The sequence below is a fragment of the Brasilonema angustatum genome, assembly GCF_059505445.1.
Map to the genome: position 1 here is coordinate 1 of NZ_JCACKO010000075.1, position 24258 is coordinate 24258.

At 42.9% G+C, this 24258-nt stretch carries 19 protein-coding genes and 2 pseudogenes; 8 read left to right on the forward strand and 13 right to left on the reverse strand.

Annotated features, from left to right (window positions below):
- Positions 1–552 precede the first annotated feature (552 nt).
- The gene (map, locus tag AC5JM2_RS14495; protein ID WP_495835577.1) at positions 553–1380 is read left to right on the forward strand and encodes a type I methionyl aminopeptidase; all 828 of its coding nucleotides are present in this window, start codon (positions 553–555) and stop codon (positions 1378–1380) included.
- 164 nt (positions 1381–1544) lie between these two features.
- Positions 1545–1643 (forward strand): annotated as a pseudogene (locus AC5JM2_RS14500) (Uma2 family endonuclease); the annotation flags it as partial.
- Between the two features lie 31 nt (positions 1644–1674).
- Here the strand turns inward: AC5JM2_RS14500 and AC5JM2_RS14505 are convergent.
- The 3 genes from AC5JM2_RS14505 to cofH form a co-directional block, all read right to left on the reverse strand.
- On the reverse strand, positions 1675–3174 hold the full coding sequence (locus AC5JM2_RS14505; protein WP_495835578.1) for a family 10 glycosylhydrolase: 1500 nt from the start codon (positions 3172–3174) through the stop codon (positions 1675–1677).
- A 472-nt stretch (positions 3175–3646) separates the two neighbouring features.
- A complete protein-coding gene (gene psb27, locus AC5JM2_RS14510; RefSeq protein WP_495835579.1) occupies positions 3647–4045 on the reverse strand; it encodes a photosystem II protein Psb27 in 399 nt (132 codons plus the stop codon).
- 176 nt (positions 4046–4221) lie between these two features.
- Positions 4222–5358 carry a 7,8-didemethyl-8-hydroxy-5-deazariboflavin synthase subunit CofH gene (gene cofH / locus AC5JM2_RS14515; protein ID WP_495835580.1) on the reverse strand — a complete coding sequence of 379 codons (1137 nt, stop codon included), beginning with the start codon at positions 5356–5358 and terminating at the stop codon, positions 4222–4224.
- Between the two features lie 703 nt (positions 5359–6061).
- On the opposite strand from cofH, the gene AC5JM2_RS14520 reads away from it, so the two are divergent.
- The 3 genes from AC5JM2_RS14520 to AC5JM2_RS14530 all read left to right on the forward strand — a co-directional run bounded on the left by AC5JM2_RS14520 (position 6062) and on the right by AC5JM2_RS14530 (position 10641).
- Positions 6062–7441, forward strand: a complete 1380-nt coding sequence (locus AC5JM2_RS14520) for a hypothetical protein (protein ID WP_495835581.1) — start codon at positions 6062–6064, stop codon at positions 7439–7441.
- Positions 7442–7573: 132 nt separating this feature from the next.
- Positions 7574–8812 carry a glycosyltransferase gene (locus tag AC5JM2_RS14525; protein ID WP_495835582.1) on the forward strand — a complete coding sequence of 413 codons (1239 nt, stop codon included), beginning with the start codon at positions 7574–7576 and terminating at the stop codon, positions 8810–8812.
- Positions 8813–8871: 59 nt separating this feature from the next.
- Entirely contained in the window at positions 8872–10641 is a 1770-nt protein-coding gene (locus AC5JM2_RS14530) for a glycosyltransferase family 39 protein (RefSeq protein ID WP_495835583.1), read from the forward strand.
- A 36-nt stretch (positions 10642–10677) separates the two neighbouring features.
- Here the strand turns inward: AC5JM2_RS14530 and AC5JM2_RS14535 are convergent, their stop codons facing one another.
- Positions 10678–11283 (reverse strand): DUF3318 domain-containing protein, encoded by a 606-nt coding sequence (locus tag AC5JM2_RS14535; RefSeq protein ID WP_495835593.1) that lies wholly within the window; start codon positions 11281–11283, stop codon positions 10678–10680.
- A gap of 118 nt (positions 11284–11401) precedes the next feature.
- Here AC5JM2_RS14535 and AC5JM2_RS14540 point away from each other — a divergent pair, with 118 nt between their 5' ends.
- Positions 11402–11695 (forward strand): hypothetical protein, encoded by a 294-nt coding sequence (locus tag AC5JM2_RS14540; protein ID WP_495835584.1) that lies wholly within the window; start codon positions 11402–11404, stop codon positions 11693–11695.
- A 181-nt stretch (positions 11696–11876) separates the two neighbouring features.
- Here the strand turns inward: AC5JM2_RS14540 and AC5JM2_RS14545 are convergent, their stop codons facing one another.
- The 3 genes from AC5JM2_RS14545 to AC5JM2_RS14555 form a co-directional block, all read right to left on the reverse strand.
- On the reverse strand, positions 11877–13583 hold the full coding sequence (locus AC5JM2_RS14545) for an iron uptake porin (protein WP_495835585.1): 1707 nt from the start codon (positions 13581–13583) through the stop codon (positions 11877–11879).
- Positions 13584–13737: 154 nt separating this feature from the next.
- A complete protein-coding gene (locus AC5JM2_RS14550) occupies positions 13738–14340 on the reverse strand; it encodes a Crp/Fnr family transcriptional regulator (protein ID WP_495835594.1) in 603 nt (200 codons plus the stop codon).
- Positions 14341–15456: 1116 nt separating this feature from the next.
- Positions 15457–16482, reverse strand: coding sequence for a sulfate/molybdate ABC transporter ATP-binding protein (locus AC5JM2_RS14555; RefSeq protein ID WP_495835586.1), 1026 nt, complete (start codon positions 16480–16482; stop codon positions 15457–15459).
- Positions 16483–16550: 68 nt separating this feature from the next.
- On the opposite strand from AC5JM2_RS14555, the gene AC5JM2_RS14560 reads away from it, so the two are divergent.
- Positions 16551–17144, forward strand: a complete 594-nt coding sequence (locus AC5JM2_RS14560) for a Crp/Fnr family transcriptional regulator (protein WP_495835587.1) — start codon at positions 16551–16553, stop codon at positions 17142–17144.
- Between the two features lie 11 nt (positions 17145–17155).
- Here AC5JM2_RS14560 and AC5JM2_RS14565 read toward each other — a convergent pair whose 3' ends face one another.
- From AC5JM2_RS14565 to AC5JM2_RS14590, 6 genes and pseudogenes are all read right to left on the reverse strand, one after another.
- The gene (locus AC5JM2_RS14565; protein ID WP_495835588.1) at positions 17156–17446 is read right to left on the reverse strand and encodes an NIL domain-containing protein; all 291 of its coding nucleotides are present in this window, start codon (positions 17444–17446) and stop codon (positions 17156–17158) included.
- Between the two features lie 227 nt (positions 17447–17673).
- Entirely contained in the window at positions 17674–17940 is a 267-nt protein-coding gene (locus tag AC5JM2_RS14570; protein ID WP_495835595.1) for an NIL domain-containing protein, read from the reverse strand.
- A 32-nt stretch (positions 17941–17972) separates the two neighbouring features.
- Positions 17973–18869 (reverse strand): sulfate ABC transporter permease subunit CysW, encoded by an 897-nt coding sequence (gene cysW, locus AC5JM2_RS14575; RefSeq protein WP_495835589.1) that lies wholly within the window; start codon positions 18867–18869, stop codon positions 17973–17975.
- Complete coding sequence (gene cysT / locus AC5JM2_RS14580) at positions 18856–19743, reverse strand: sulfate ABC transporter permease subunit CysT (protein ID WP_495835590.1); 888 nt, start codon at positions 19741–19743, stop codon at positions 18856–18858. The genes cysW and cysT overlap by 14 nt, the downstream gene beginning before the upstream one ends.
- A 117-nt stretch (positions 19744–19860) precedes the next feature.
- Positions 19861–21020: pseudogene (locus tag AC5JM2_RS14585) on the reverse strand (sulfate ABC transporter substrate-binding protein).
- A 172-nt stretch (positions 21021–21192) separates the two neighbouring features.
- Entirely contained in the window at positions 21193–21966 is a 774-nt protein-coding gene (locus tag AC5JM2_RS14590; protein ID WP_495835591.1) for a class II glutamine amidotransferase, read from the reverse strand.
- A 1032-nt stretch (positions 21967–22998) separates the two neighbouring features.
- Between AC5JM2_RS14590 and AC5JM2_RS14595 the strand changes: the two genes are divergently transcribed.
- Complete coding sequence (locus tag AC5JM2_RS14595) at positions 22999–24111, forward strand: sulfate ABC transporter substrate-binding protein (RefSeq protein ID WP_495835592.1); 1113 nt, start codon at positions 22999–23001, stop codon at positions 24109–24111.
- Positions 24112–24258: the final 147 nt, after the last annotated feature.

A 24258-nucleotide genomic window follows, 5' to 3' on the forward strand; every position in this document is an offset into this window, starting at 1 on the left:
CATTTTTAAAGCATATCATGAGTTAAAATCTCATTTTTTGTTTCAAATCACATTTGCGCATACGCAGTCGCCTAGGTCGGGAGACCCTCTCCGAAGTTGCCACAACGCGGGGAACCCGCGCAAGGCACAACTCTTGGCAGCGCTGTCTCACCAGATACCTCTGTCGGGAAACCCTCCCATAGCACAAAGTGCCACGCTACCCGCTTCAGTACTGGCAAGGGCAGACAGGTGCGCGACTGTCGGGAGACCCTAACGGAGGTAGCAGCCTACGGCTCGCTCCGCTAAGGGGGAAACCACGGCAGGTGCTACAACGGGGCGGCAGCTTTTCGGGGGAAGCTTCCCCCGAAAACGTGCCTTAGGAACCCCAACGCCAGATGCCTCACCCCGACACTGTCCTCCCCTACACCCGCTCCCGTTGCGAGCTTATGATTTAAAATTGCTATAGAAAAAAATAAGTTACCTTAGATATTGAGATACAAGTATTATTTCTCAACAAAGCTAGAAGAATTATTGACACACAACAGACCAGGCACAAATAATTATTAATTTCCCATGAACATTCTCAGTAACCTGCTTTTTCAACCAGCTCAAAACAACCCTCAAAAAAGACAGCGTAGAGGAATTGAAATTAAATCGCCACGTGAAATAGACATTATGCGGCAATCAGCAAAAATAGTGGCAACTGTGCTAAAAGAAATTTCTGAGCTGGTTAAGCCAGGTATGACGACCGCTGATTTGGATGCTCATGCGGAAAAACGTATCAGGGAAATGGGCGCAACACCAAGTTTTAAGGGATATCACGGCTTCCCTGGTTCTATCTGCTCTAGCATTAACAATGAAGTTGTACACGGCATCCCTAGTCCAAAAAAAGTTATCCGCACTCGAGATGTCTTAAAAGTTGATACTGGCGCATATTACCAAGGCTTTCATGGTGATTCTTGCATCACAATCGCTGTCGGCGAAGTCACCCCAGAAGCAGCCAGACTGATTCGTGTTGCAGAAGAAACTCTTTTTAAAGGCATTGAACAAGTGAAAGCAGGAAACGACCTAATGGATATTGCTGGGGCAATTGAAGATCATGTCAAAGCAAATAAGTTTGCTGTGGTAGAAGATTTTACCGGACACGGTGTTGGTCGCAACCTACATGAAGAACCCTCGGTTTTTAACTTCCGCACTCGCGAAATGCCTAATGTCAAACTGCGTGCAGGTATGACGCTGGCGATTGAGCCAATTTTGAATGCTGGTTCCAAGTATACACGGACGTTATCTGACCGTTGGACAGCTGTAACAGTGGATAATTCTTTATCCGCTCAGTTTGAGCATACTGTGTTGGTGACAGAGACAGGATACGAGATTTTGACTGATCGGACAGAACTTTGATTTAGCTTTGATTTCGACACACACCTAAAAACGGTACAACCTGGCAGAGTGATTTTTCCAAAGTCTTTTTGATGGCATACACACAACACTTCCTGGCATTCTCCTTGCGCTAGGTAAAGAGCGCGGTTGTTGCAGCCGATGGTAACGTCTCTTGGCGGGTCATTATGATAGCTATTACCATCAACTTTAACAATATTGTCAAACTTAACAACAACCAATTTTACCAACTGTGCCAGGATAATGGCGATGTCAAATTTGAGCGCTTAATTCCATCTCTTACCTGGCACTCCCTCATCACTGCACGCGGCAGAATTTACGCTGGTTATCATACTGTGGATCTTGCCAAGAAAAAGCAAAATGACTGACTCCCCTGATTTGCGGTGCAAGTTTGCGCAGTGCCTGCATTTGCACTTCCAAGGGAGGACGATTGCTTATTGATGCTCCCCACTGACCGGCTATAGCTGGAATCACCTGGGTACCTGGTTTTGCCATGTTCAAAACCCGCTGCACCTGCGCTGCAATACAATCGGCACTAGCGCAATTTGCATAGGACATAGGATGCCACTCTATTGTGTTTGGGAACTTATCCCAAGGCTGCAAGCGAGAATCATATCCTTGACCGACCATTTGATTACCATCAGGAAAAAATACCGCTCCCACTGGAATACCTTGTTGCTGTGCTGGATAAGCAGCTAGGGCTAAAAAATCTACGATGCCTTGCATGGCGTGAGCAACTGCTAACTGCCATAACTCCGATTGTAGTTGGGGTTGCCTTTGCTCTGGGGGAAGGATTGACTTTTGTTCTTGGGGTGGAGTCCGACCTTGCCATAAGGGTTCTCCTTCTTGAGGATAGAGCTTATCCGCCTCACTAACATCTCCAGCGGTGATATATCCTTTAGTTAAAAAGCGTCTAATTAATTCCAATCCTTTGTAATTCACTGCTCGTCGGAATAAAGCCTGTTGAGTCGCGTCACTATACAGCCATAAATCTGTAACTTTGGTGGCGATCGAATCAGTGCCTGCCTGTCGTGGATAGCGTACATAGTCGAAGAGTACCCCATCTGGGCGACGGCGCAGCACTTGCTGTAACATTAGATAGTAGTCTCGTTTGGCTTGCAAGTTGTAGGGATCGATAAAGACCTGAGAGCCGTTATCTACGACGTAGAGGCTGGTTTGACCCTTACCGTTGCGGGCAACTGTCCCTTCTCTATCTGAACGCTGGGCGTAAGTATAGCCAAAATTTGTGGTGAACATCCAAGCGTAAACCTTCAGACCCCGTTCCCGCCCTTTTTGAATTGCAGTGGCGAGTAAATCAGTCTTTTCTGTTCCTGGTGTGCGAATTACAGAAGGCCAAACGGTGGGATTAGCCCCTTTTGGCAGAAGTACTTGACCATCGTAAAAAACTTCCAAATAAACTTCGTTATAACCTCGGTTGACAATCCGATCCATGATTTGGTCAACCATTCCCGGTTGAACATCACAAGGATACAAGCGCAACCAAATTGCTTGCAACTGAGGCCAAGTATGGTTGCGGCATTCCTGCAAAACTTGTGCGTTTTGTTGTAACAATCGCTGGTAACGACTTTGTGCCTGTTGATCACCCTTAAGTGCAGACAAACGTAAGTTTTCTTTTTCTTGTGCCTGGGGTTGTGGTAACTGGCAATACTCAGTAATTTGTGCGGCTGCTGGCTGATTTTTTAAAAAGGGAATTAGCACACTACTGCTAAAAATTAGAGCAGCAAACAGGCGTTGCCAAAAGAATATTGTTGCAACATTCAAAGGACGTTTGGACATACGTACAATTACAAAGACAAAAGAATCAATCCTAACGAATGTTACGTAGGATAATGTGTATAAAATTGCGTTTTTGATCAATAAGGGTTTTTAAGCCCAGACGGTATAGACTCCCAAACTCCTATTTCTGTTGCCGAATTTTGTAACTCAATTTAAGTAACACGAACTTTTCATACAACGTCTTGATAAACAGATTGTTTGTTATATTGACAGCAATAATCCTATGGTATCTACAAGGTTTGACGACGCCAAATTTTAAAATTAAAAAATAAAAATCCAAATTCTGTAACTTTTTTGACTTAATGATATGACAAAAATATTATCAGTATACAGTAAAAGCTCAGCATTCAAAAATATCAGTCAACTTAGTTTTATTTTTAATGGTTAGTTGAAAAATGTTTTCGTGATTTTTTGGCTTATATCCCACCGCTATGACGGTACTCCGTTTAGTGGTGGGACTCAGCCGGAATAGTTAAGCACCACGCTTTAATGCCGCTTCTACCCGCTCAAACTCCAGCTCTAAGCGGTCTTTGAGTTTTTGTGGCACGGGACGATTTGGATATGAACTATAATGTCCAGCTAGGGAGTTAAGGGCGGTTCGCATGGTTGTAAAGGAAGCCAAACCAGAGACAGAGCTATCTCGCTGATAGCGAGCTGCAAAGTCATTGATTTTTTTACGCGCTTCTGCTTGAGTTGATGCTCTATCTGCAGAATCTTGTGGTAAGTCTATAGCAGTCCTCAAAGTATTTACGATAGCTAAGGTATCTTGGCGATAATCTCCTGTTAAAGTAGCCGGAGTGTTGTTACAGCCCATCAAACCAACGACGACAAGCAAAACCAGGGCAAACAGACGTGACCAATAGCGCTTCATAAACGTTAAAGTGAAACAATACCTAAATCAACGTCCATCGTATCCTGGATTGGTATCTTGGGGATCATCTCATAGGGAGATGGACGAGTGTAGAAGTATGCGAAATAAAGAGTGAAGGAGTGTGGGAGTGAGGGAAAAGACTGATTTCGCATTAACTTTTCCCTCCCTCTCTCCCCTCATCCCACTCTTTGATATAAAGTATCTCTTTGTTGGTAAGGACGCCCTACATCGGTGATAGCAGCTTCCAAGGTTTCAACTTCCATGTTGGTTCCACCTTGAGCACCTGCCATTGTCGTAATATGTTCTTCCATTAATGTGCCACCAATATCGTTGCAACCCCACAATAAAGCTTCTGTTGCACCTGCCAAACCCAGTTTTACCCAACTTGGTTGATGATTAGGAATCCAGTTTCCTAAAAAAATTCGTGCAACAGCAGTCAGTAGCAGTGCATCTGCCAAAATAGGTTGATCGTGTCCTACACGACGACGTAGGGGTTTGGGGGCTTCTTTACCAACGAAAGGTAATATAATAAACTCAGTGATGCGAGCAGGGTAGTCTCGATCAATCGCAGTTTGTTGGAGCGATCGCAATTTTTCCAAATGTCTAATTTGTTGTTCTGGCGTCTCAATATGCCCTGATAGAATTGTGCTTGTGGTGTATAAACCTAGTCTATGAGCTGTACTCACAATTTCCAGCCAAAGGCTTGTGTTAATTTTTTCTGGACAAAGAATGCGCCGCACTTGATCATCTAACACTTCAGCTGCGGTTCCTGGCATAGAATCAACACCAGCATTTTGCAAAGCGATAATCACATCGGCATATTCCAGTCCATCTTCTCGTGCGATGAATTGCACTTCTTGGGGAGAAAAAGCATGTAGATGCAGTTGAGGAAATTCTTGTTTAATCTTTTCCACAACCTTGAGGTAGTAAGGCAGAGATTTTCCGTTCACCTTTGCCTGTAGGTTTAAGCCTCCCTGCATACAAATTTCCGTTGCACCCCGTTGCACTGCATCTGTCGCCTTTTCTAAAATACGCGCCCAATCTAACCAGTAAGCACCCTCCTCCCCCTCATCTCGCCGGAAAGCACAGAAACTACAGTGTTGCTCACAGATGTTGGTAAAATTAATATTACGGTTAATAACGTAAGTAACAGTGTCCCCCGCTTGCCGTTGACGCAGTTTGTCGGCTGTAGCACGAATAGCACCAACTGCACTTTGGTCATTTTGTTTTAGTAATACCACTGCCTCTTCCGGAAATAAATCATACCCCGTTAAAGCACGCTCAAGAATAGCATCAACAGTTACAGTAACCACAGTTTCTCAAAAGCAAACCACATTTATTATTTTGACATCTTTGATAAGTAAGTCGGCACAAAATAAGACATACTTATCAAAAAATCTTATTTTTTTGTATGAGGCTATTCGCACATTTTGCAACTCTAATCATTGAAAAGTATTTAGAGATTTATGCAAGATGCATTTTTTAGCTTTGGGCGACAGTTTCCCATATTCGTAAACACTATCTAAGGTAAACCGCTTGCGGCATCAAATAAATAACTTCACCAAAAGTTTTATCCTATAGAAAACGTATTATTGAATGCTAATTTACATCAACTGTTAACCAAATTTTTATCAGACTTACATAAGCTAGAAAATTTTATTTGTCAAGAATAAGAGTAAGGCTTAACGATATTTTTGAACTTTTTAGAATTTTGTCAAGAGTAAATCAAGTGATTTTTTTTACAAACAGCAGTGTTATAATTTGCTCATTACGCCAGGTGGCATCAATTATACCTAGTTTGAAGTGGTCAGGTCTGGTGAAAGTAAGCCGCGAATACTTATTCACTAGTTAATTGCTAAACTATCTAGTCAGAAAGTGAACTCTTAAATGCATAGTACTATCACTTTAAAGTAGGTATAAGCCTTTACTCCTAAGTTCTGCTGTCAATTTAGTTCTCTAGCTTTTGGTAACCTATCCTTTCGATAGGGCAAACTTTGTAATGGCAAGTATTTAAAAATGATAAAGCACATTTCTCATAAAATATTCATCACTGTATTTATTTTGATTGCTCTTCATGCAACACCGGATGGGCCTCAAACAAGTCGCTACACTGATACTATTCACTCATTTGTTAATTTTGGTACGTTTGCACTGCAAAAAGGATACCGATCTCATATAGATATTTTGCTGCTTAATAATAGTGCTTACTCTGTTATCCCGCCTGGTATTCCAATTATTCTGGCTCCTCTTTATTTTTTTCACAAAATGTTAATGAGGCTGATTGATATTCCAGAAGGAGAAGTTTATTGGTCAATATTTGATATCTTATCAAACGTTTGTGTTAGCGCTCCTATTCTTGGAATTGTGGCTGTCATAATGTTTAAAACTTTAGATTATTTCACGAATGATCTTGTCAAGAAATTATGGATCGTTTTTACCTTTATCTTCGGCTCATTAGTTTTCTTCTACTCTACTAATGGAATTTGGTCTCATGTCTATACAATGTCGTTTATTTTTATAGCTTTTTATTTGATTATCCATCAAGCCAATGGGTTTTTTATTGGACTTTCCTTGGGCTTTGCTCAAATGGTTGATTATATTGCGATCGTGCCAATATCTTTATTAATTGGATTTTGGATATATTTAATGATTCAAGAGAGAAACTATACAAGTCTGTTGACAAATATCTTGTTCCTATTGTTCGGTTACTCGATATTTTTAGGAATCATTATGTACTATAACCAAACAATTACAGGCTCAGTGTTTCAAACTCCTAACTCGCTGTTTCTCAAACAGTTAAATCAAGAAGAGTCTATCCAAAAAAGCATGTTTATGGTTCCTTCCTTAGGAACTCTTTGGGGTTTGACTTTCAGTAGCTTCCGAGGAATTTTTCTATATTTTCCTATGACTTTTTTATTTTTTGGCTCTTTTGTAAAAAAGACTTACCAAAAAAATAATATCATATTGTTCTGTTTTATATTCTTTGCCTTTATCTTTGTATTAAATGCTTCTTACTATGCATGGTCTGGTGATGTTTGTTTTGGTCCACGTCATTTAGTGGTCGCTATCCCATTTATTCTTCTTCCAGTGGTGTACTCTCCTCTAAAGTATATTAAGTTATTGGGGGTACTATCCATATTTATTAATCTCGCTGGAGTCTCTACGATTCCGTCTAATAATTTACTTATAAATATAGCGATGTTTCTGTATCGAGGACCATTACTTCATTGGCAAGATTACTTATACAAAGTTATTTTGCCTCAGTATTACAACATTCATCTCTCTTTAATGACACCATTCTTCATATATCTGGCAACAGGTTTTGTTCTTTACCTAATTTGGAAACCTGGTATAAATCAGCAAGACATGCTGCTTAAAGATAAATTGATAAGCTAATGCGCTTCTGAGTGGTACTTTGTGAATAAAATTTATCTTAGTCAAGTACTATAAAACAACGCTAGCCAAAACCTGGTAAGGCTGTTATTAACAAAACCACTGGAAATCTGTTTACCATATCATCATTTGTAAATGAGTATCATCCAACCTAATTCCCTTTTACCAGTACCCACTGGTTCATTGCAGATATTAGAATCGTCAACTGCAAGAACAGACGCAAATACTGAACCCATCTTATTTTCTCTAATTATTCCCACCTACAAAGAAGCGGGAAACATCCAAAAAATCGTCTCTAGATTAAGCAACTTACTAGATGAATCTATACCAGGTAAATACGAGTTGATAGTGGTAGATGACGACAGTCCAGATGGGACATGGAACATTGCACAGTCATTGATGACAGAATATCCCCAATTGCGGGTTATGCGACGACAGGATGAACGGGGACTATCCAGCGCTGTGATTCGCGGATGGCAAGCTGCTAGTGGAAGTATTTTAGGAGTTATAGACGCTGATTTACAACATCCACCCCATGTGCTGCTGCAATTATTGCAAGCAATTGAGGAGGGAGCAGATTTAGCCGTTGCCAGCCGACACATAGAAGGTGGTGGAGTCAGTAGTTGGAGTTTTGTCAGGCGTTTCTTGTCACGAGGTGCTCAGTTATTAGGATTGCTCATCTTACCAGGCGTTCTGTCAAGAGTGTCAGATCCGATGAGTGGTTATTTTATGTTCCGTCGCCACTGTATAGTCGGTAAAACCCTTAATCCGGTGGGATACAAAATTCTGCTGGAAACCATCGGGCGCGGAAACGTGGGCAAAATCGCTGAAGTTGGCTATGTGTTCTGTGAGCGCAAAGAGGGTGAAAGTAAGGTAACCTGGAAGCAATATGTTGATTATATCCATCACTTAATCCGCCTACGCTTATCAACAGGGAGACTCTGGAAATTTAGTCGAAATTTCCCCATAGATCGTTTCCTCCGCTTTGGCTTGGTAGGATTATCGGGGGTGTTTGTGGATATGACAGTACTGTACTTGCTCAGTGACCCAACGACCTTGGGTTTGCCCCTGACACGCAGTAAAATCATTGCTGGGGAAGTGGCAATTTTAAATAATTTCTTGTGGAATGACATCTGGACGTTTGCTGATGTCAGCAGCCAGCAGCGGGAATGGCGTCAGCGTTTAAAACGGTTTTTGAAATTTAACATGATTTGTCTTGCGGGATTGGTATTGAATGTGTTGGTGTTGAACTTGGTGTTCAATTTCGTGATTCCTAACCGCTACGTTGCTAACCTGATTGCGATCGCTGTTGCTACTGTTTGGAACTTTTGGGTGAATTTGAAGCTCAGTTGGCGTGTGACTCAGGTAAAATAGAAGGGAACAAACAGTCATGTGTTTTGAGTTATTAAGTTATGAGTGGTAAATCATAATTTATGAATGTCATTATCAAAACTCAAAACTCAAAACTTAAAAATCTATTACTGCTGGCGATTTGGCTACTAATTGCTGTCGGCTTGCGTTTAACGAACTTGAGTGCTAAATCACCTTGGACTGACGAGTTTTCTACTCTGGTGTTTAGCCTGGGTAATAGCTTTTTGCCAGTACCGTTAGATCAGCCGATATCTGTTGATGTTCTTTTACAACCACTACAACCACAACCTACATCTGGCATACAAGATGTATGGAAACACTTATCTACTGAAAGTAATCATCCGCCGCTTTACTTTATCCTCACTCACTTGTGGATACGGCTATTTCCGACACATGAAGGTTTGGTATCGTTGTGGGGGGCGCGATCGCTCGCTGCTCTTTTTGGTGCAGCATCTATTCCAGCTATTTATGCTTTAACTCAGCTAGCATTTCGTTCCCGTCTTGTCAGTCATTTAGCGGCTGCAATGATGGCAATATCACCCTACGGCATTTTTTTAGCACAGGAAGCCCGTCATTATACTTTAGCAATCTTATGGGTGATTGCTTCTTTTGCTTGCTTAATCATTGCCAGTCGCCACATCCAAAATCAAACTCAAATACCCCTCAAAATAGCACTCTTGTGGGTGGGAATTAATGCTATCGGTATTGCGACTCATTACTTTTTCACTCTCACCCTCTGCTGTGAAGCGTTGGTTTTACTCTTTCTTGCTTGGCGACAGTGGACTAGAAAGAGGAGCGAAGGAGGGAGGGAGCGAAGGAGAGAGGGAGCGGAATATATACTACCACACTCTCTGGTTCCAAATTCTTACTCTCCCTGGTTCCGCATCTACGCTGTGGCGGTAGGTACATTTGTTTCTGGATTAGTTTGGTTGCCAGTGTTTTTACATAATAGTTATGGAGGTAAGTTGACTGAATGGATCCAAGGTCCACGTCTTGGAATGGCTTGGATAAACCCAATTTTTCAAGCGTTGGCAGCATGGATTACGATGATTTCTTTGCTACCAGTGGAAGCATCACAGTTAGCAGTTGTGATTGTTTCTGGACTAGTGATGCTAATTTTTTTCATTTGGGTTGTACCAATTTTGGTGCGTGGAATTAAAGTTTATTTTAAAGAACCACAAACCCGTTTGATGGTTCAGGTGTTTGCTGGTTTAGTTGTTGGGGCTATAGTTTTATTTTTTATTTTTACTTACTTTTTTGGTATTGACCTGACACGAGGCGCTCGTTACAACTTTGTTTACTTTCCTGCTGTGATAGTCTTAGTTGGGGCAAGTCTGGCAGTTTGTTGGCGTCATCCCATTTTGGAAAAAGGGAGATGGGGAATAAATGGCAAAAAAGCTGTGATCATCATTTTGTCGATGGGATTGGCGAGTGCTATCACTGTTGTCTGCAATTTGGGCTATCAAAAATACTACCGTCCAGACTTATTTGTACAACTTATTGAACAAACATCTTATGTCCCTGTCTTGATCACCACAACTCAGAAAACTCACGTACAAATTGGGGAAATGATGGGAATAGCCAGGGAATATAAAATACAAAATTCCAAATCCCCATCACCCCTATTTTTCCTGGCTCATCAAAATAAAGACCCCAAGACTTCAACCTCTGCTCTACAAAATACATTAAAGACACTACCACGTCCTTTTGACTTATGGTTAGTAAACTTTTATGCCCCTCAACCGGAGGAAGTCAAAAATTGTCTTGCTAACACAAAATCTTTAAGCGCAGTAGACGGTTACGGATACAAACTGTATCATTGTGCTGATTAAGTCATCAGTGAAGTAGCTATGATTTAATTTTCTAAACTACTGCTCAAAACTTTCTGGAACACTGACTGATGACAAACCAGCGATCGCTCGTAAATTTTGGCTACGAATCAACTCAGTAAACTCTAATCCAGAACGCCCTTCAATTTTTGCCACTCCTTCAATAGCAGATAACAGGTGTTGTGCGGCTTCAGGTTCTGAGTAACCCCGTCGTTGTGCGACACGAATGGCGGCTTGATCAGCGTCTAACTCTGTTTGCTGGGATCGGTTCGTTCGCCAAATGCGAACCATAGCCAGCGTAGTTAATCCACCAGCGACAACTATACCAACTGGATCTGCTTGGGCTGATTCTACAAAAGTACCCAAAACACCAGCGATCGCCATACCCTGATAAATGTCAGGTTTAAACCACTTGACTCCTATTAACCAACTAACAGTCCGCAATAGTAACAAATCGCGTTGCGCTTTTGTCAGGCGACGCCATAAATCAAAGTTAATATAGATTGGTCGTTCCCGATTCCAAGGTAATGGAAATGTTGCGTCAATAACTTTTGCCTGTTCGGGCTTGATAACGATTTTTGTCATCATTCGACCAGAAGCAGGCATTACATCTAGCAAACGGCGAATTTCAACGTTTGTTTCCATGTTAATATCAGCTTTCATACAATTTTTAATATATGCTTATGCTTAGAATACCTGGTTTATGGACTTTCCATGTAGTCATTCATAATTGATACAATTAATGACAAATGACTTATAACTAATGAATATAGATGCTTTTGCTGCAACTCCACCTGAATGGACAAACACAGGAATTCATGCTTATGAATTTTGCTGTCCTAGCTGTCACTCTAGTAGCTTAGAAGCTGTACAAGTCTGGATAAATCGTCGTTCGCCTGTGATGACGGAAAACTATCGTCGCAAATGGCAGGAGTTTTACCAGTGTCATTGTGGTTGCGTATGGTGGGCTTGGAGTAGCGATCGCCCTAAAGTCAAGCGTCCTTCGGACGATGATTCCTCCGAAACTGATTCTCCAGCAAATTTCGACGATCAATAAACTTCCTGTAAATTATCTGCGTTTATTCGCCCACGTCCATCTACGGTTATAAAAACCCCTAAACCGGATTTTTGCAAGAAATGCAACACTCATCAGTTGAGTCACACAAAAAAAGCCTGCGTAAGCAGGCTTTTTTCACATAACCCCACCCAAAGGGATGAGAGTTACCATAAAAATAACTTTAGAAAGTAAAGGTGGTACGCAGTGTACCTACATATTCGGTGTCGTTGTTGTTGTTATGTTCTGGGTTGAAGATCACCAACACACCAGGGGTGACAGCAATGTTGTCACTCAGTTGCAGTCTGTACAGTGCCTCTAAGTGATATGATGTGTCTCTGTCACGACGATTACCGGCTGCTGTGAATTCGTTACCAGTCAGTTTAGGTGGCTGACCAAAGACAAAAGCAAGCACGCTACCTGGTCTGCCAAAGTCTTTGAAAGAGGCGGTAGCACCCCAGTACTCAGCGTATGCATTGGCACCATTTGCAATACCGCCCTTAGCTTCTGCTTCAGTGTAACCATACCAACCACCAAGCGTGATCTTTGGACCTAGTCTGAACGATGCTTCTGCGCCATAGTTGTCAGCACTTAAGGCTCCGCCGTTAAAGGGGTTATTAGCATAGCTACTACCAGTAGCATCAAAAAGGCTGATATTTGTCTTATTCTGATAGGTGCGAGCGTACGTCAAACCGATGTTGAGTGCTTGAGTCGGCTGGAAGGATACCTGACCCAAAGCCGCATAGCTACCATCGAAAAGACCAAACCCATCCCTAGGGTCATTTGCAGTGATACCAGGTCCACCTGCTACATAAGCTGCAGATACAGTGATAGGTCCTTTGGGATTCAAGGTAAGTGTTGCACCTGAACCACCATTACCTTGGCGGTAAATGGGGCTGAAACGACCGTAGCGGGAAATAGCGCCTCTACCAGAGCTCGCGAGGTCTGGGTTAAAGGTGTTGACGTTTTCGTATAACTCAGCACCAAATGCATCAATTTTGATACGAGCAGCGCTGCCTAGGTTGAAAGCATAGTTGAGTTTGTCGAGTTCAATGTCGTTGGAACCTATAGTAGTACCTCGACCAGAGCCAGACCCCCTATCTCCGTCAAAGCTTAAACGGGTCATGTTCGTACCCGTTAGGTTGGGTCTGGTGTTATTTGTAGCTGTGCTTCCAGCGTCATATATAGGAGTGTTGCGAGCTTGCAAACGTGTTTGCAACTGGTCTGAACCAAAGAAGCTGGTGAGCAAGTTCAAACGAACTCGGTCGGAAAAAATGACGTTTTCTCGCAACTCGGGAGCCGTTGCTGTGTTACCTCCAGAAGGAACAGCCACCTTAGCACTACCAAAAGCGTCAGATAAGTTGAAAATCGCTTCACCAACCAGTTTTGTTGTGGTAGAGAATTGATTTGCTTCCAACTCAGCAGTGCGAGCTTCTAAGGTATCGACACGACCGCGCAGGGTAGCCAATTCAGCAGAAAACTCTTCTTGCAAACGCTGCAAAGTAGCTAGGTCTTCTTTCCTGACTAAGTCAGCAGTTGCTGTTGCAATCAGTTCATTCACCCGATCCAAGCACGCGTTCAAACCTGCGGCAAACTCATAACGGGTCAAAGCGCGGTTACCGCGATAAGTACCATTGGGATAACCCGCAATACAGCCGTAGCGCTCTACCAGAGACTGCAATGCTTGGAATGCCCAATCTGTTGGCTGTACGTCGGAAAATTGGGATACAGATGTTACTTGACCAATGTTATCTGATTGTTGTGATGTCAGCTGAGAGACGGGAGTCACCTGTTCGTTGACTTCTCCAGCCATAGCGCTATTTGCTGCGAAAAATGTTGCCGCTATAACAACTGGGCTTAACCTTAGAATTTTTTTAGATAGTTTCTTCATGGTTTATGTCTCACTCACACCTACCGACTGAATTATGGTACGATTCCCTAATGCGGATATTTTTTTTGGGAATTTACTAATGACTTTCTGTCAGAATTGTACCAGATGTTAATGGTGACTAACACACAATTAATCACCACTTTTTTACTACAGACTATTTGGATTCCTTATTTGATGAACATAGAATGACACGACGTTTGTGACGTATCAAGGTTCCCTCTTCCTCAAACTGCTGAAGCAGACGAGTCACAGTTACCCGTGTTGTATTTAACACTTCTGCCATCTCCTGATGAGTGACATTCAGATCGATGAGTTTTCCTTGCTCCACATCGCGGCCAAACTTTGCACTAAGCCAACTAAGGAATTGCCATAAACGCAAGCAAATGGGCTTACGATGTACAATGCTAAGTAACTCTTCTGCTTGTTGAATGTGAGATAATAAGGCGTTTACATCCTGACTCCACAAGTGAGGTGGTAGTGCGGTCACTTCTACGCTAGTTAAGCATTCAATTTGGTAAGGCTTGACTCTAGACAAAGGATAGCCAATCAAATCCCCAGTTCCCCAATAACCCAAAGTGATAAACGTTCCATCTTCACTCCAGGTTAAAGTCCGAACTGCTCCGCGCTCAATCCGCCACAGTACGTCATTACGCGCTGGAAGGATTTCGCGACGTGTAAATAATCGTTGTGGCAGTTGTCCAGTAGAGGAAGAATTATGAGACTGGGCAGAATTATGAGAACGACTTGTGGAATACATCATGGGGTTTTGTCAAGTAAAACTAATTGAGCATCGACTGAGAGGTTATTGGAGCCATCCCGAGGATTCGGCATCTAGCATTCCCTTGTAGAGAAATTGATTCAGGTTATCATACCCGTGCTCCTTGCTATCATGCTCTACCAAATGAGAATCTTTAGCACTTGAGAGACTCTGGGGATTTCATGCCGTAAGTTGGTTGACTATAATAGAGAAAGTGATTTAGTGACTAACAATCAAACTCTATAAATTGCTGGGAGCACGCTTACCAGCAACTGAACGGATGGCTGTGTGGTAGGTGTATTAGAAAAAGTAATACGGTGAAGTTAGGTTTAGAGTTTGTACTCATTGTCTGAGCATAGAATCATTGTCGTGTAAAGTCGATTCTTTGCGTTATTTTTTTTATAAAGATTTATTTAGAAATGCTAGAAATTGCAGATTTACGTGTATAAAAAATCATTTTTCTTGAAAGCAAAATAAAAGCTTGCAGCAAAGTATAGTAGCTTTTACTGAATACTTTGTCAAGACACCTGGGATTTAGGAACAGCGACGAGTGCGGGTTTTGGCGGATAATCAAGTTTCTTGCTGGATTAATTGGAACCAACTGGAATCTGAGGATATTGTAAAAAATCTTTACCTATTGTGGTGATGATGATCAATGCCTCTTTGCCTAGATTATGATTCCGTTTATCTCCCAAAGACCTTTGGGCATTTTGGTTATAACTTTTACTAATACCGTTTCACTTTAAAGTTGATACAAATAGAGAGCAGCTCTGAGCAGAGAGAAAGAATTAAAGACCAATAATTGGCGTCAGCGACTTACTGGGATGAATTCTACGTTGCAATACAGTCAAGAAGAAGGGGTGTAAGGGTATAAGGGTGTAGGGGAGCCACTGCCCTATGGCTAACGCCACGCCTTAAGGCTATCGGGGAGAACCTCCGGTTCCGCTGCGCTAACGCAGTCGCCTACGGAGGGAGACCCTCCTGCAGCGCTGTCTCACCGTGCGCGGGTTAAGCGCGTTGAGGCATGTGGCGTGAGCTAGTACTGACCCCTTACACCCTTACACCCCCACTCCCCTACACCCTTAGTTTTGGTCAAAAGCGCTACATTTCAACTTCTCATCTCACCCCATAAGCAGGAGCAGGAAAAACTTTTGCCTGCTTCGACGTAACATAGACACGCTGCTCTTCCTTAAGGTTGAGCTTATTAAACTGGTCACGACTGAGGAAAGCGTTTACTGTTTCTCCAGACTTGAGAACCAACTCAACCCGAATTTCCCATCCTAAGTTAAGAATGCGCAATACCTTGGCGGGTGTTGCATCCTCACTAGGATTAGTTTGAATCAAAACGTCATGAGGACGCAAAAAGATTTGCTCGTTTGTTCGAGAATTCAAATCCCTATCTGGTAAAACACCAGAAGTAGGTGGAAGAACATTCACTGGACCAATAAAGCTCATGACAAAAGGTGTTGCAGGGTGATCATAAATCTCACCAGAGGTACCAACTTGCTCTACCCGACCTTGATTCATCACCACAATTTGGTCTGCAACTTCCATTGCTTCTTCTTGGTCGTGGGTGACAAGTACAGTTGTTACATGAACATCTTCATGCAGTTTTCGTAAGCTCGCCCTTAATTCCTTACGGACTTTAGCATCTAACGCTCCAAAAGGTTCATCCAACAGCAATATTCTCGGCTGAACCGCCAATGCTCTTGCTAGCGCCACCCGTTGACGTTGACCTCCAGAGAGTTGGGAGGGATAGCGATCGCCAAATCCCTGCAACCTAACTAACTCCAGAAGTTCTTCAACTCGCGGCCCAATTCTATTTTTGGCAAACTTGCGGATTTCCAACGGAAAAGCAATATTCTGCCGCACCGTCAAGTGCTTAAACAGAGCATAATGCTGAAACACGAAGCCTATTTGACGTTCTTGCACCGATTTGTATGTTGCATCTTCACCAATTAGCCAGATCTGACCAGAATTAGGAACTTCTAACCCCGCAATCATCCGCAAAAGCGTTGATTTTCCAGATCCTGATGGTCCTAACAGCGCTACAAGAGAACCTGTTGGAATTTCTAAACTGACGTTATCAACAGCAAGGAAAGAGCCAAACTGCCTAGTTACATTCTCAACAACAATGCCCATAGTAAGATCCTTCAATAAACTGATATTGTAAAAAAGTACGGCTTGTCTATCGAATAAACGAGATTAAGATGACAGTGTCTATTTCATCACGTTTTCAAAATCCTCCTGAACAAAACATCAAACTTAGCTTTAAGGCCCGTTCATTCTTACCCCTGAAGCACAATAGTTTGTTGAAAATTGAAACAGGAGTTGTGCGAATTGTCACTTGGCATGAAGATGGTACGCTTGTGACTTTGGGTATTTGGGGACCTAGAGATATTGTTGGTCAAGCGTTTTCTAAAATTGAACCATATCAGATTGAGTGTCTGACAAAAGTAGAGGTAACAATAATACCTTTAGAAGGGTGGTTTCCATTCACGGATGTTATGCTTGCTCACATTCAACAGGCAGAAGAATTGATGGTTATTCGTAGCCATAAAACAGTGGAAGTCATGCTTATTAAACTCTTAGGTTGGTTAGCAAAAAAATTTGGTCGAGAAGTAAAAAGTGGACATCTCATTGACTTGCGCCTAACTCATCAAGATATTGCTGATATGCTTAATTCAACTCGCGTGACAATCACTCGCGTCCTCACTCAATTAGAGGAACAGGGGTTGATTCATCGTCTTCCCCTGCATCGGATTGTCTTGAAAGAAGAAGAACTTTGGCACTATGAAATATAGCTGCGCACGCGTCAGCAAGACCAGCCATCTTCTTCAGTGTTTGGCTTACCTACAATTTTTATATTTAAAGATTCCAGGTAAGCTAAACCATGTCTAATTTGTGGTATTGTCCCACGAAGTTCCAGGTCAAAGCGTCCTTCTCCATTGGTTTGTTTTTCTAGCATTGCGCCCGTAATATTAACGATTAAACCATGAATAGCAATCAGCCGAGAAATCACAGGTTCTTGTTGGTAATGTCCGGGAATATGCAGGCGTAAGCGAATTTTTGTGATCTTACTGCTTTGAAAGGTTGATCCAATCATAGTTATTCATAATTCGTAATTAATAACTTTTAGTTCATCATGAGATTTATTACAAAAATCTGATTTAAGGATATTTGAAACCATAGCTCTGCCCAGATGTACGCAGAGCAATACAGAGAAATTATCTATGTGTATCTGTATTGCTCTGTGGTTTCAGAAAAAGTTGACTTTTGTAAGAGACTTAATGAGGTCTATTAACTTAGTCATTACAAATTACGAATGAGTCATTACCAACTCCCCGTATCGATGTCATGCCAAATTTCTAGATTCAAGTCATTGATGTAAGTCAAGGCACTATCAATTTGTGCAGAAGTTCCTTGTAAATCTAGGTCAAACCAACCATCTCCAATACCATTGGAACCCAACATAGCAGCGGTGATATTCACAATGAGACCATAGTCTGAGACCAAGCGAGAAATGACAGGTTCTTGGTGATAGTCTTTTGGAATTCTGATCCGAATTCGTTTGTGGGTGAGTTGATTGTCTGCAACCATAGCTGAATTTACCGCCTTACTAGACATCTGCTTTAATGTTTCACATTTGTTTTCTTACCTGTATTCCGTTCCACAATCTCCTTCACCACCAAAGTCACGACTGCAAGCAGCCCTAACAAGACAGCAGCAGAGAACGCTGCTTCAGTTTGATACTGTTTGTAGGAATCCTCTATAAATAAAGGTAAGCTCTGAGTTTTGCCTGCAATGTTTCCAGAGACTACCGAAACAGCACCAAATTCACCCATTGCTCTGGCGTTGGTTAACAGTAAGCCGTAAAGTAAACCCCAACGGATATTTGGCAAGGTGATGCGCCAAAATATCTGCCAATCTTTTGCACCTAGTGTTCTGGCTGCTTCTTCTTGGTCACTACCTAACTCCTCTAGAACGGGAATAACTTCACGCGCGACAAAGGGCATACTCACGAAAGCTGTCGCCAGCACCATGCCCGGAAAAGCGAATATGACTTTGAAATCCAGTGCTCCTAAGAGCGAACCGAACCAGCCATTACGCCCATAGAGTAGCACAACCATCAACCCTGCAACCACAGGTGAGATGGAAAATGGCAGGTCAATAATGCTTAAAAGAAGAGCACGACCTGGGAACTGGCGGCGGGCGATCGCCCAAGCTGCGCACAAACCAAATACTGTATTTATAGGTACTGTGATCACAGCCAAAACTAGTGTCAACCAAGCTGCATGAAGAAAATTGGGTGCGCTGAGGTTAGAAAAGAATGCACCAATCCCACCTTTAAAAGCTTGGACGAAGACATTGAGGGCAGGAATATATATCACCAAAGCTAAATACAACACTGCGATCGCAATCAAAATGACTGGCGCAATATTTCTTGGTTTGACACGCTTTTGAGTATCTGGTTCTGCTCCTGTCGTTGAATGAAAATGTGGTTGTGGAAAATCATCACTTTGCGTCATATCTTCGTCCCCAAGCTTGTAAAAGATTAATTCCCAGCAGCATTACCAACGAAATTGCTAGTAACACCACGCCGATAACGGTGGCTCCAGAATAGTCATACTGCTCTAACCGCTGGAAAATAAGCACAGGTGCAATTAAGTCATTGAAGGGAGTGTTGGAGGCTACAATGACAGTCGAGCCATACTCCCCGACTGCACGCGAGAAACCCAAGGCAACACCTGTCAATATCGAGGGAAATAACGGTGGTAGAATAACCTTCCAGAAAGTTTGCGACTCAGATGCACCCAAGCTCCAAGCTGCTTCTTCAGTTTCCTTTTCCATTTCTAGCAGTACAGGTTGCACTGTTCTAACTATAAAAGGTAAGGATATAAATATCATTGCCACTGCTACACCTAAGCGAGTGAAAGCAACCTTAATCCCAAATGGTGCAAGTATTGAGCCAATCCAGCCATTGTCGCTGTAAACTGTCGCTAAAGTTAGCCCTGCCACCGCAGTTGGTAACGCAAACGGTAAATCCACAGTGGCATCAAGCAAACGCTTAAAAGGAAAATCATAGCGGACAAACACCCAAGCAATAAGTGTGCCAAAGACACCATTGATGAGACCTGCTGCTAGCGCTGTTAAAAAAGTGACTTGGTATGTCGAGATCGCAATTTCACTGGTGGCAATTTCCCAAAACTTAGCCGGAGGTTCGGTACCTGCTTTCAGTAACATCGCAGTCACTGGTAAAAACAACATTACAGCTAAGTACAAGAAAGTAATTCGCCATGTCCAGGGAAGCTTAGCCAAACCAACCAGGTAGCTCTTCCAACCTGGAGGTTTTCGACGAACCTGTTTTTCCTGTGAAGATGATGGAGGTGAAGATATAGTCATAAGCAGTGAGTGAGAAAGTAGGGGAACTTGGGGGAGATAGGGGAGCAGGGGAAGTGGGGGAAGATGAGGGAGTCATTAGTCGTTAGTAGTGACTAATGACTAATGACTAATGACTATTTATTTTTTTGCTTGAATTTGGTCAAAAACAGCTCCATCGTCGAAGAATTTCTTTTGGATTTGATCCCAACCGCCATAATCTTGAACTGTACCTAGACTTTTGACCTTGGGATATTTGCTTGCAAGTTCCTTGGTCTGTGGAGTTTCTTCTATAGGTCGGAATCCCACTTTGGCAAATTCCTGCTGTGCTTCTGGAGTGTACAGGTATTTGACAAAAGCTTCAGCAACTTCCCGATTTCGGTGTTTATCGACGTTCTGATCTACAATTGCGATTGGATTGTCGATGGAGACGTTTACATCAGGAATGACGTAATCTACTTTTTCGCCCTTTTGTTGCGCAAGAATAATCTCGTTTTCGTAGTTGATTAGCGCATCCCCTTGACCCCGCCCCCTTGACCCCGCTTAGCAAAGATATCAGTTGCTTCACGAGCATCTTTTGTTAAAATAGGCACATTTTTGTAAACCTTGGTCACAAATTCTAGCGCTTTTTGATCTCCTCCTCCTGTTTTCGCGACTGAATTCCAAAGCGCGAGGAAGTTCCAACGAGCGATACCAGAGGTTTTGGGGTCAGCGGTAATTAACTTTACATTATCCTTTGCCAAATCTGCCCAAGTTTTGATACCTTTTGGATTGCCTGAGCGAGTGACTAATGCAGCAACAGATTTGGAGACAATGCCATTATTGGGAAATTCTTTCTCCCATCCTGGCTCAATTAACTTAGCCTTCTGAATTTTGTCTACGTCTAACCCAAGTGCTAGGTGAACAACATCTGCTTCTAAACCATCAATCACAGCACGAGTTTGAGAACCAGAACCCCCATAGCTTTGGTCAAAAGAGACATTTTGATTATGTTCTTTCTTCCACTGTTCGACAAATTTTGGAATAATAGCGTCGTGAGCTGCTTTTGTGACGGCAAAAGAAACAAGAGTTAATCTCACATCTTGCTTGTTGGCTGCTACAGGAGTTGCAGTGGAACCACCTGCATCAGTGCTAGTGGAGGAATTACTTGCACCATTACCAGAGCAAGCAGCGATCGCTACACTCAAACTGACTCCCACCAAAAACAGCGATAGAAAGCCTTTTATAGAATTAAACCTAAATTTATTAACTATTTTTAAGAATATTTGCTTTGATTCTAAGATCTGCTGCCAAAAACTCATATTGTTTTTCCCTGACATTTTACGGCATAGCGCTAACTTAACCGTATTTATAGCTCATTGTGAGAGATAATACATAGAATTTGCCGAAAATGCAAGAGAAATTCATCACTTCTTGATAAGAAAAGTGGAAGTTTTTGGGAGCTATTGCTATAGAAACTGTTGTAGAAACCAGCTATGGAAACTTATGGGGTAACCCATCTTCAAAGATTAGCAGTTCTCCGGGGAGGATTTGCGTCCAGACTTCGTTGTCAGTCAGAGGAGTGGTGGCGATGACAGCAACGCGATCGCTCGGACTGGTCAATTCACTAAAATCAACAGTTACGTCTTGGTCAATTAAATGAGCAGCCGCAAAGGGCGCTTGACGTACGATGTAGCTGAGTTTTGTTGAGCAGTGAGCAAAAAAGTGTTCGCCATCCGAAAGTAAGTAGTTAAAAATACCTTTTTCTGATATATCCTGAGTGATTTCCGTGAGGACTGACGTTAGTTTCTCCAAGGGAGGCTTGTGTTGAGGGAAACATTCTCGTAATCTTTCCAGTATCAGACAAAAAGCTTTTTCACTATCGGTGTTGCCTACAGGTTGAAAAAAATTAAAGTCCTTAGGATCAAAACCTGGCAAATCTCCATTGTGGGCAAACACCCAGTATTTTCCCCACAGTTCACGACGGAAGGGATGGCAGTTTTCCAAAGCAACTTTGCCTTGAGTCGCTTTGCGGATATGGGCAATCACGTGAGTGGAGTGGATAGGGTAGTGTCGCACAAACTCAGCTACGGGAGAGAAAACAGAGGGTTTGGCATCTAAAAAAAATCGGCATCCTTTCCCTTCAAAGAAAGCAATGCCCCAACCATCACGATGGTCGTCAGTTTTGCCTCCCCGCGTCGAAAAGCCCTCAAAAGAAAAGCAAATATCAGTTGGTACATTACAATTCATTCCCAGCAGTTGGCACATGGATGTTGAAACTCTGAATTTTAGACTAGTGGCTGGGATCAAGATAATCCAGAATCGCTCAATTGATCTGGTACGAATGTTTCATTCCACAAAAATTCACTCTTCAGTTCTATAGGAACGCTTCACGGGCAGCGATTGCAACCCGTTACGAATCACTCTTGAAGGAGTGTTAGCGTAGGTCGCCCGCCGTAGGCTGGGAAAGAGGGAAGGAGGGTTGGGCTAATAAAGCGCGAAAAACTGCGGTGCCTCCGTAAGATGCCCCATAAAGAAGAAGGGGTGTAAGGCTGTAAGGGTGTAGGGGGGGAGCAATCGGTTGGGGTTTTAGACCCCAACCGTCTTGTTGACAACCCCCTAGTGGGAACGGCCACGCCTTACGGTGAGTCCAGCGCTGCGGGAGGGTCTCCCTCCGGAGCCACTTCTGTGCGGGGGTTCCCCCCGTTGAAGAATGTGGCGTCAGGCGACTGGGGAACCCGGAGGGCTATCGGGGAGAACCTCCGGTTCCGCTGCGAAGAGCGCAGTCACGCCCGAGAGCGGGAGAGCCGTCATTCGCGCTGTCTCACCAGAACAAGCGTGAGGGAGACCCTCATCAAGTACTGGCTCCCGTAAAAGACGGTGGGGTTTTAAACCCCATTGCGCAAGAGGGCGGGGTGTACATTTTCAAGTCTTTCCCCTACACCCCTACACCCAGGAGCGAAGCGATAAAAAGTTATTCTTTTTGTATACCACTTGACCATTGGGGCGATTTTTCCGCTTAAACGTTAGCTCTAAACCCGTTACTTGTAATACAGCACTGCAGTTTTTCAGGGTTTGGTGAAACGGGAGTGAAATCAATTGAAAAACGCTGTTAGTCAGGGAACTAGCCTGTAGTACTGAGTTGCTCACACTTGGTCTTAAAAACTGATTTCTGTGAATCGCGAGTTATGGCTAGCACAGGTACTTGATTTTTTAATCAGTCTATGGAATTGTATTATATCAAGAAACACTTTTCCCAATCAAATAACCGTATTTTTATTTCTGGAGCAATTTTCAATAATGGATCTAATCAAAACTTTGAAGTCTTGTTCACAACCGTGGCAAAAGTCTTCAACCCGTGCCCGTACCCTGTTCATTGCTGCTGGTTTAAGCGTTGGTGCGATCGTACCCGTCTATGCAGGAGCGACTCTACAAAACCCAACTTCTAGCACTAAGCCTGAACTCATCAGTCAGAACCAAAAACCACTTGAATTAACTCTGGTTTCCTACGCTGTGACCAAAGAGGCTTACTCAAAAATCATTCCACTATTTGTTAAAAAGTGGAAGCAAGAGCGTAAACAGGACGTCACTTTTCGGGAGAGTTACGGTGGTTCTGGTTCCCAAACACGAGCAGTCATTGATGGTTTGGAAGCAGATGTAGTAGCGCTGGCGTTAGGACAAGACGTGAACCAAATCCAGAAGGCAGGGCTAATCGGTTCAGGCTGGGAAAAAAAGGCTCCTAACAATGCGATCGTCACTAAGTCGGTGGTTGCGTTGGTGACTCGTAAAGGCAATCCTAAACAAATTCGTGATTGGAACGACTTGGTTAAACCAGGAGTCAGCGTCATAACTGCCAATCCCAAAACTTCTGGAGGTGCCCGTTGGAACTTCTTGGGACTGTGGGGTTCAGTAACTCAATCTGGAGGAAATGACACAAAAGCCCTGGATTATGTCTCTAAGGTTTACAAAAATACCCCTGTGCTGCCAAAGGATGCGCGGGAAGCCAGTGATACCTTCTACAAGCGAAATCAAGGCGATGTATTGTTGAACTATGAAAATGAGGAGATCCTAGCTAAACAGAAAGGTGAATCTGACAATACTGTGGTGATTCCTCAAGTCAACGTTTCCATTGACGCCCCAGTTGCTGTGGTAGACAAGGTGGTGGATAAACGCGGTACTCGGCAAGTTGCAGAAGCTTTTGTCAAGTTCCTCTTCACACCAGAAGCACAACGGGAATTTACTAAAGTTGGGTTTCGCTCTGTTAACTCTACAGTAGCTGGCGAAACACAGAAACAGTTTCCGAAGGTTGGCAAACTCTACACAGTTTCAAACTTCGGTGGCTGGGACGCAGTTCAGAAGAAGTTTTTTGCAGATGGAACTGTTTTTGACAAGATTCAGGGAGGAAGACGCTAAAAAATAATACGGTTCAGTTAGTAGCTGTGAGCTTATCTGAACCGTATTGCTCTAAAAAAAGCTTCGTTGGGTAAGAGTGTCAGAGAAAATAATTCACCCTATGGCTAACGCCACGCCTTACGGTGAGTCCAGCGCTGCGGGAGGGTC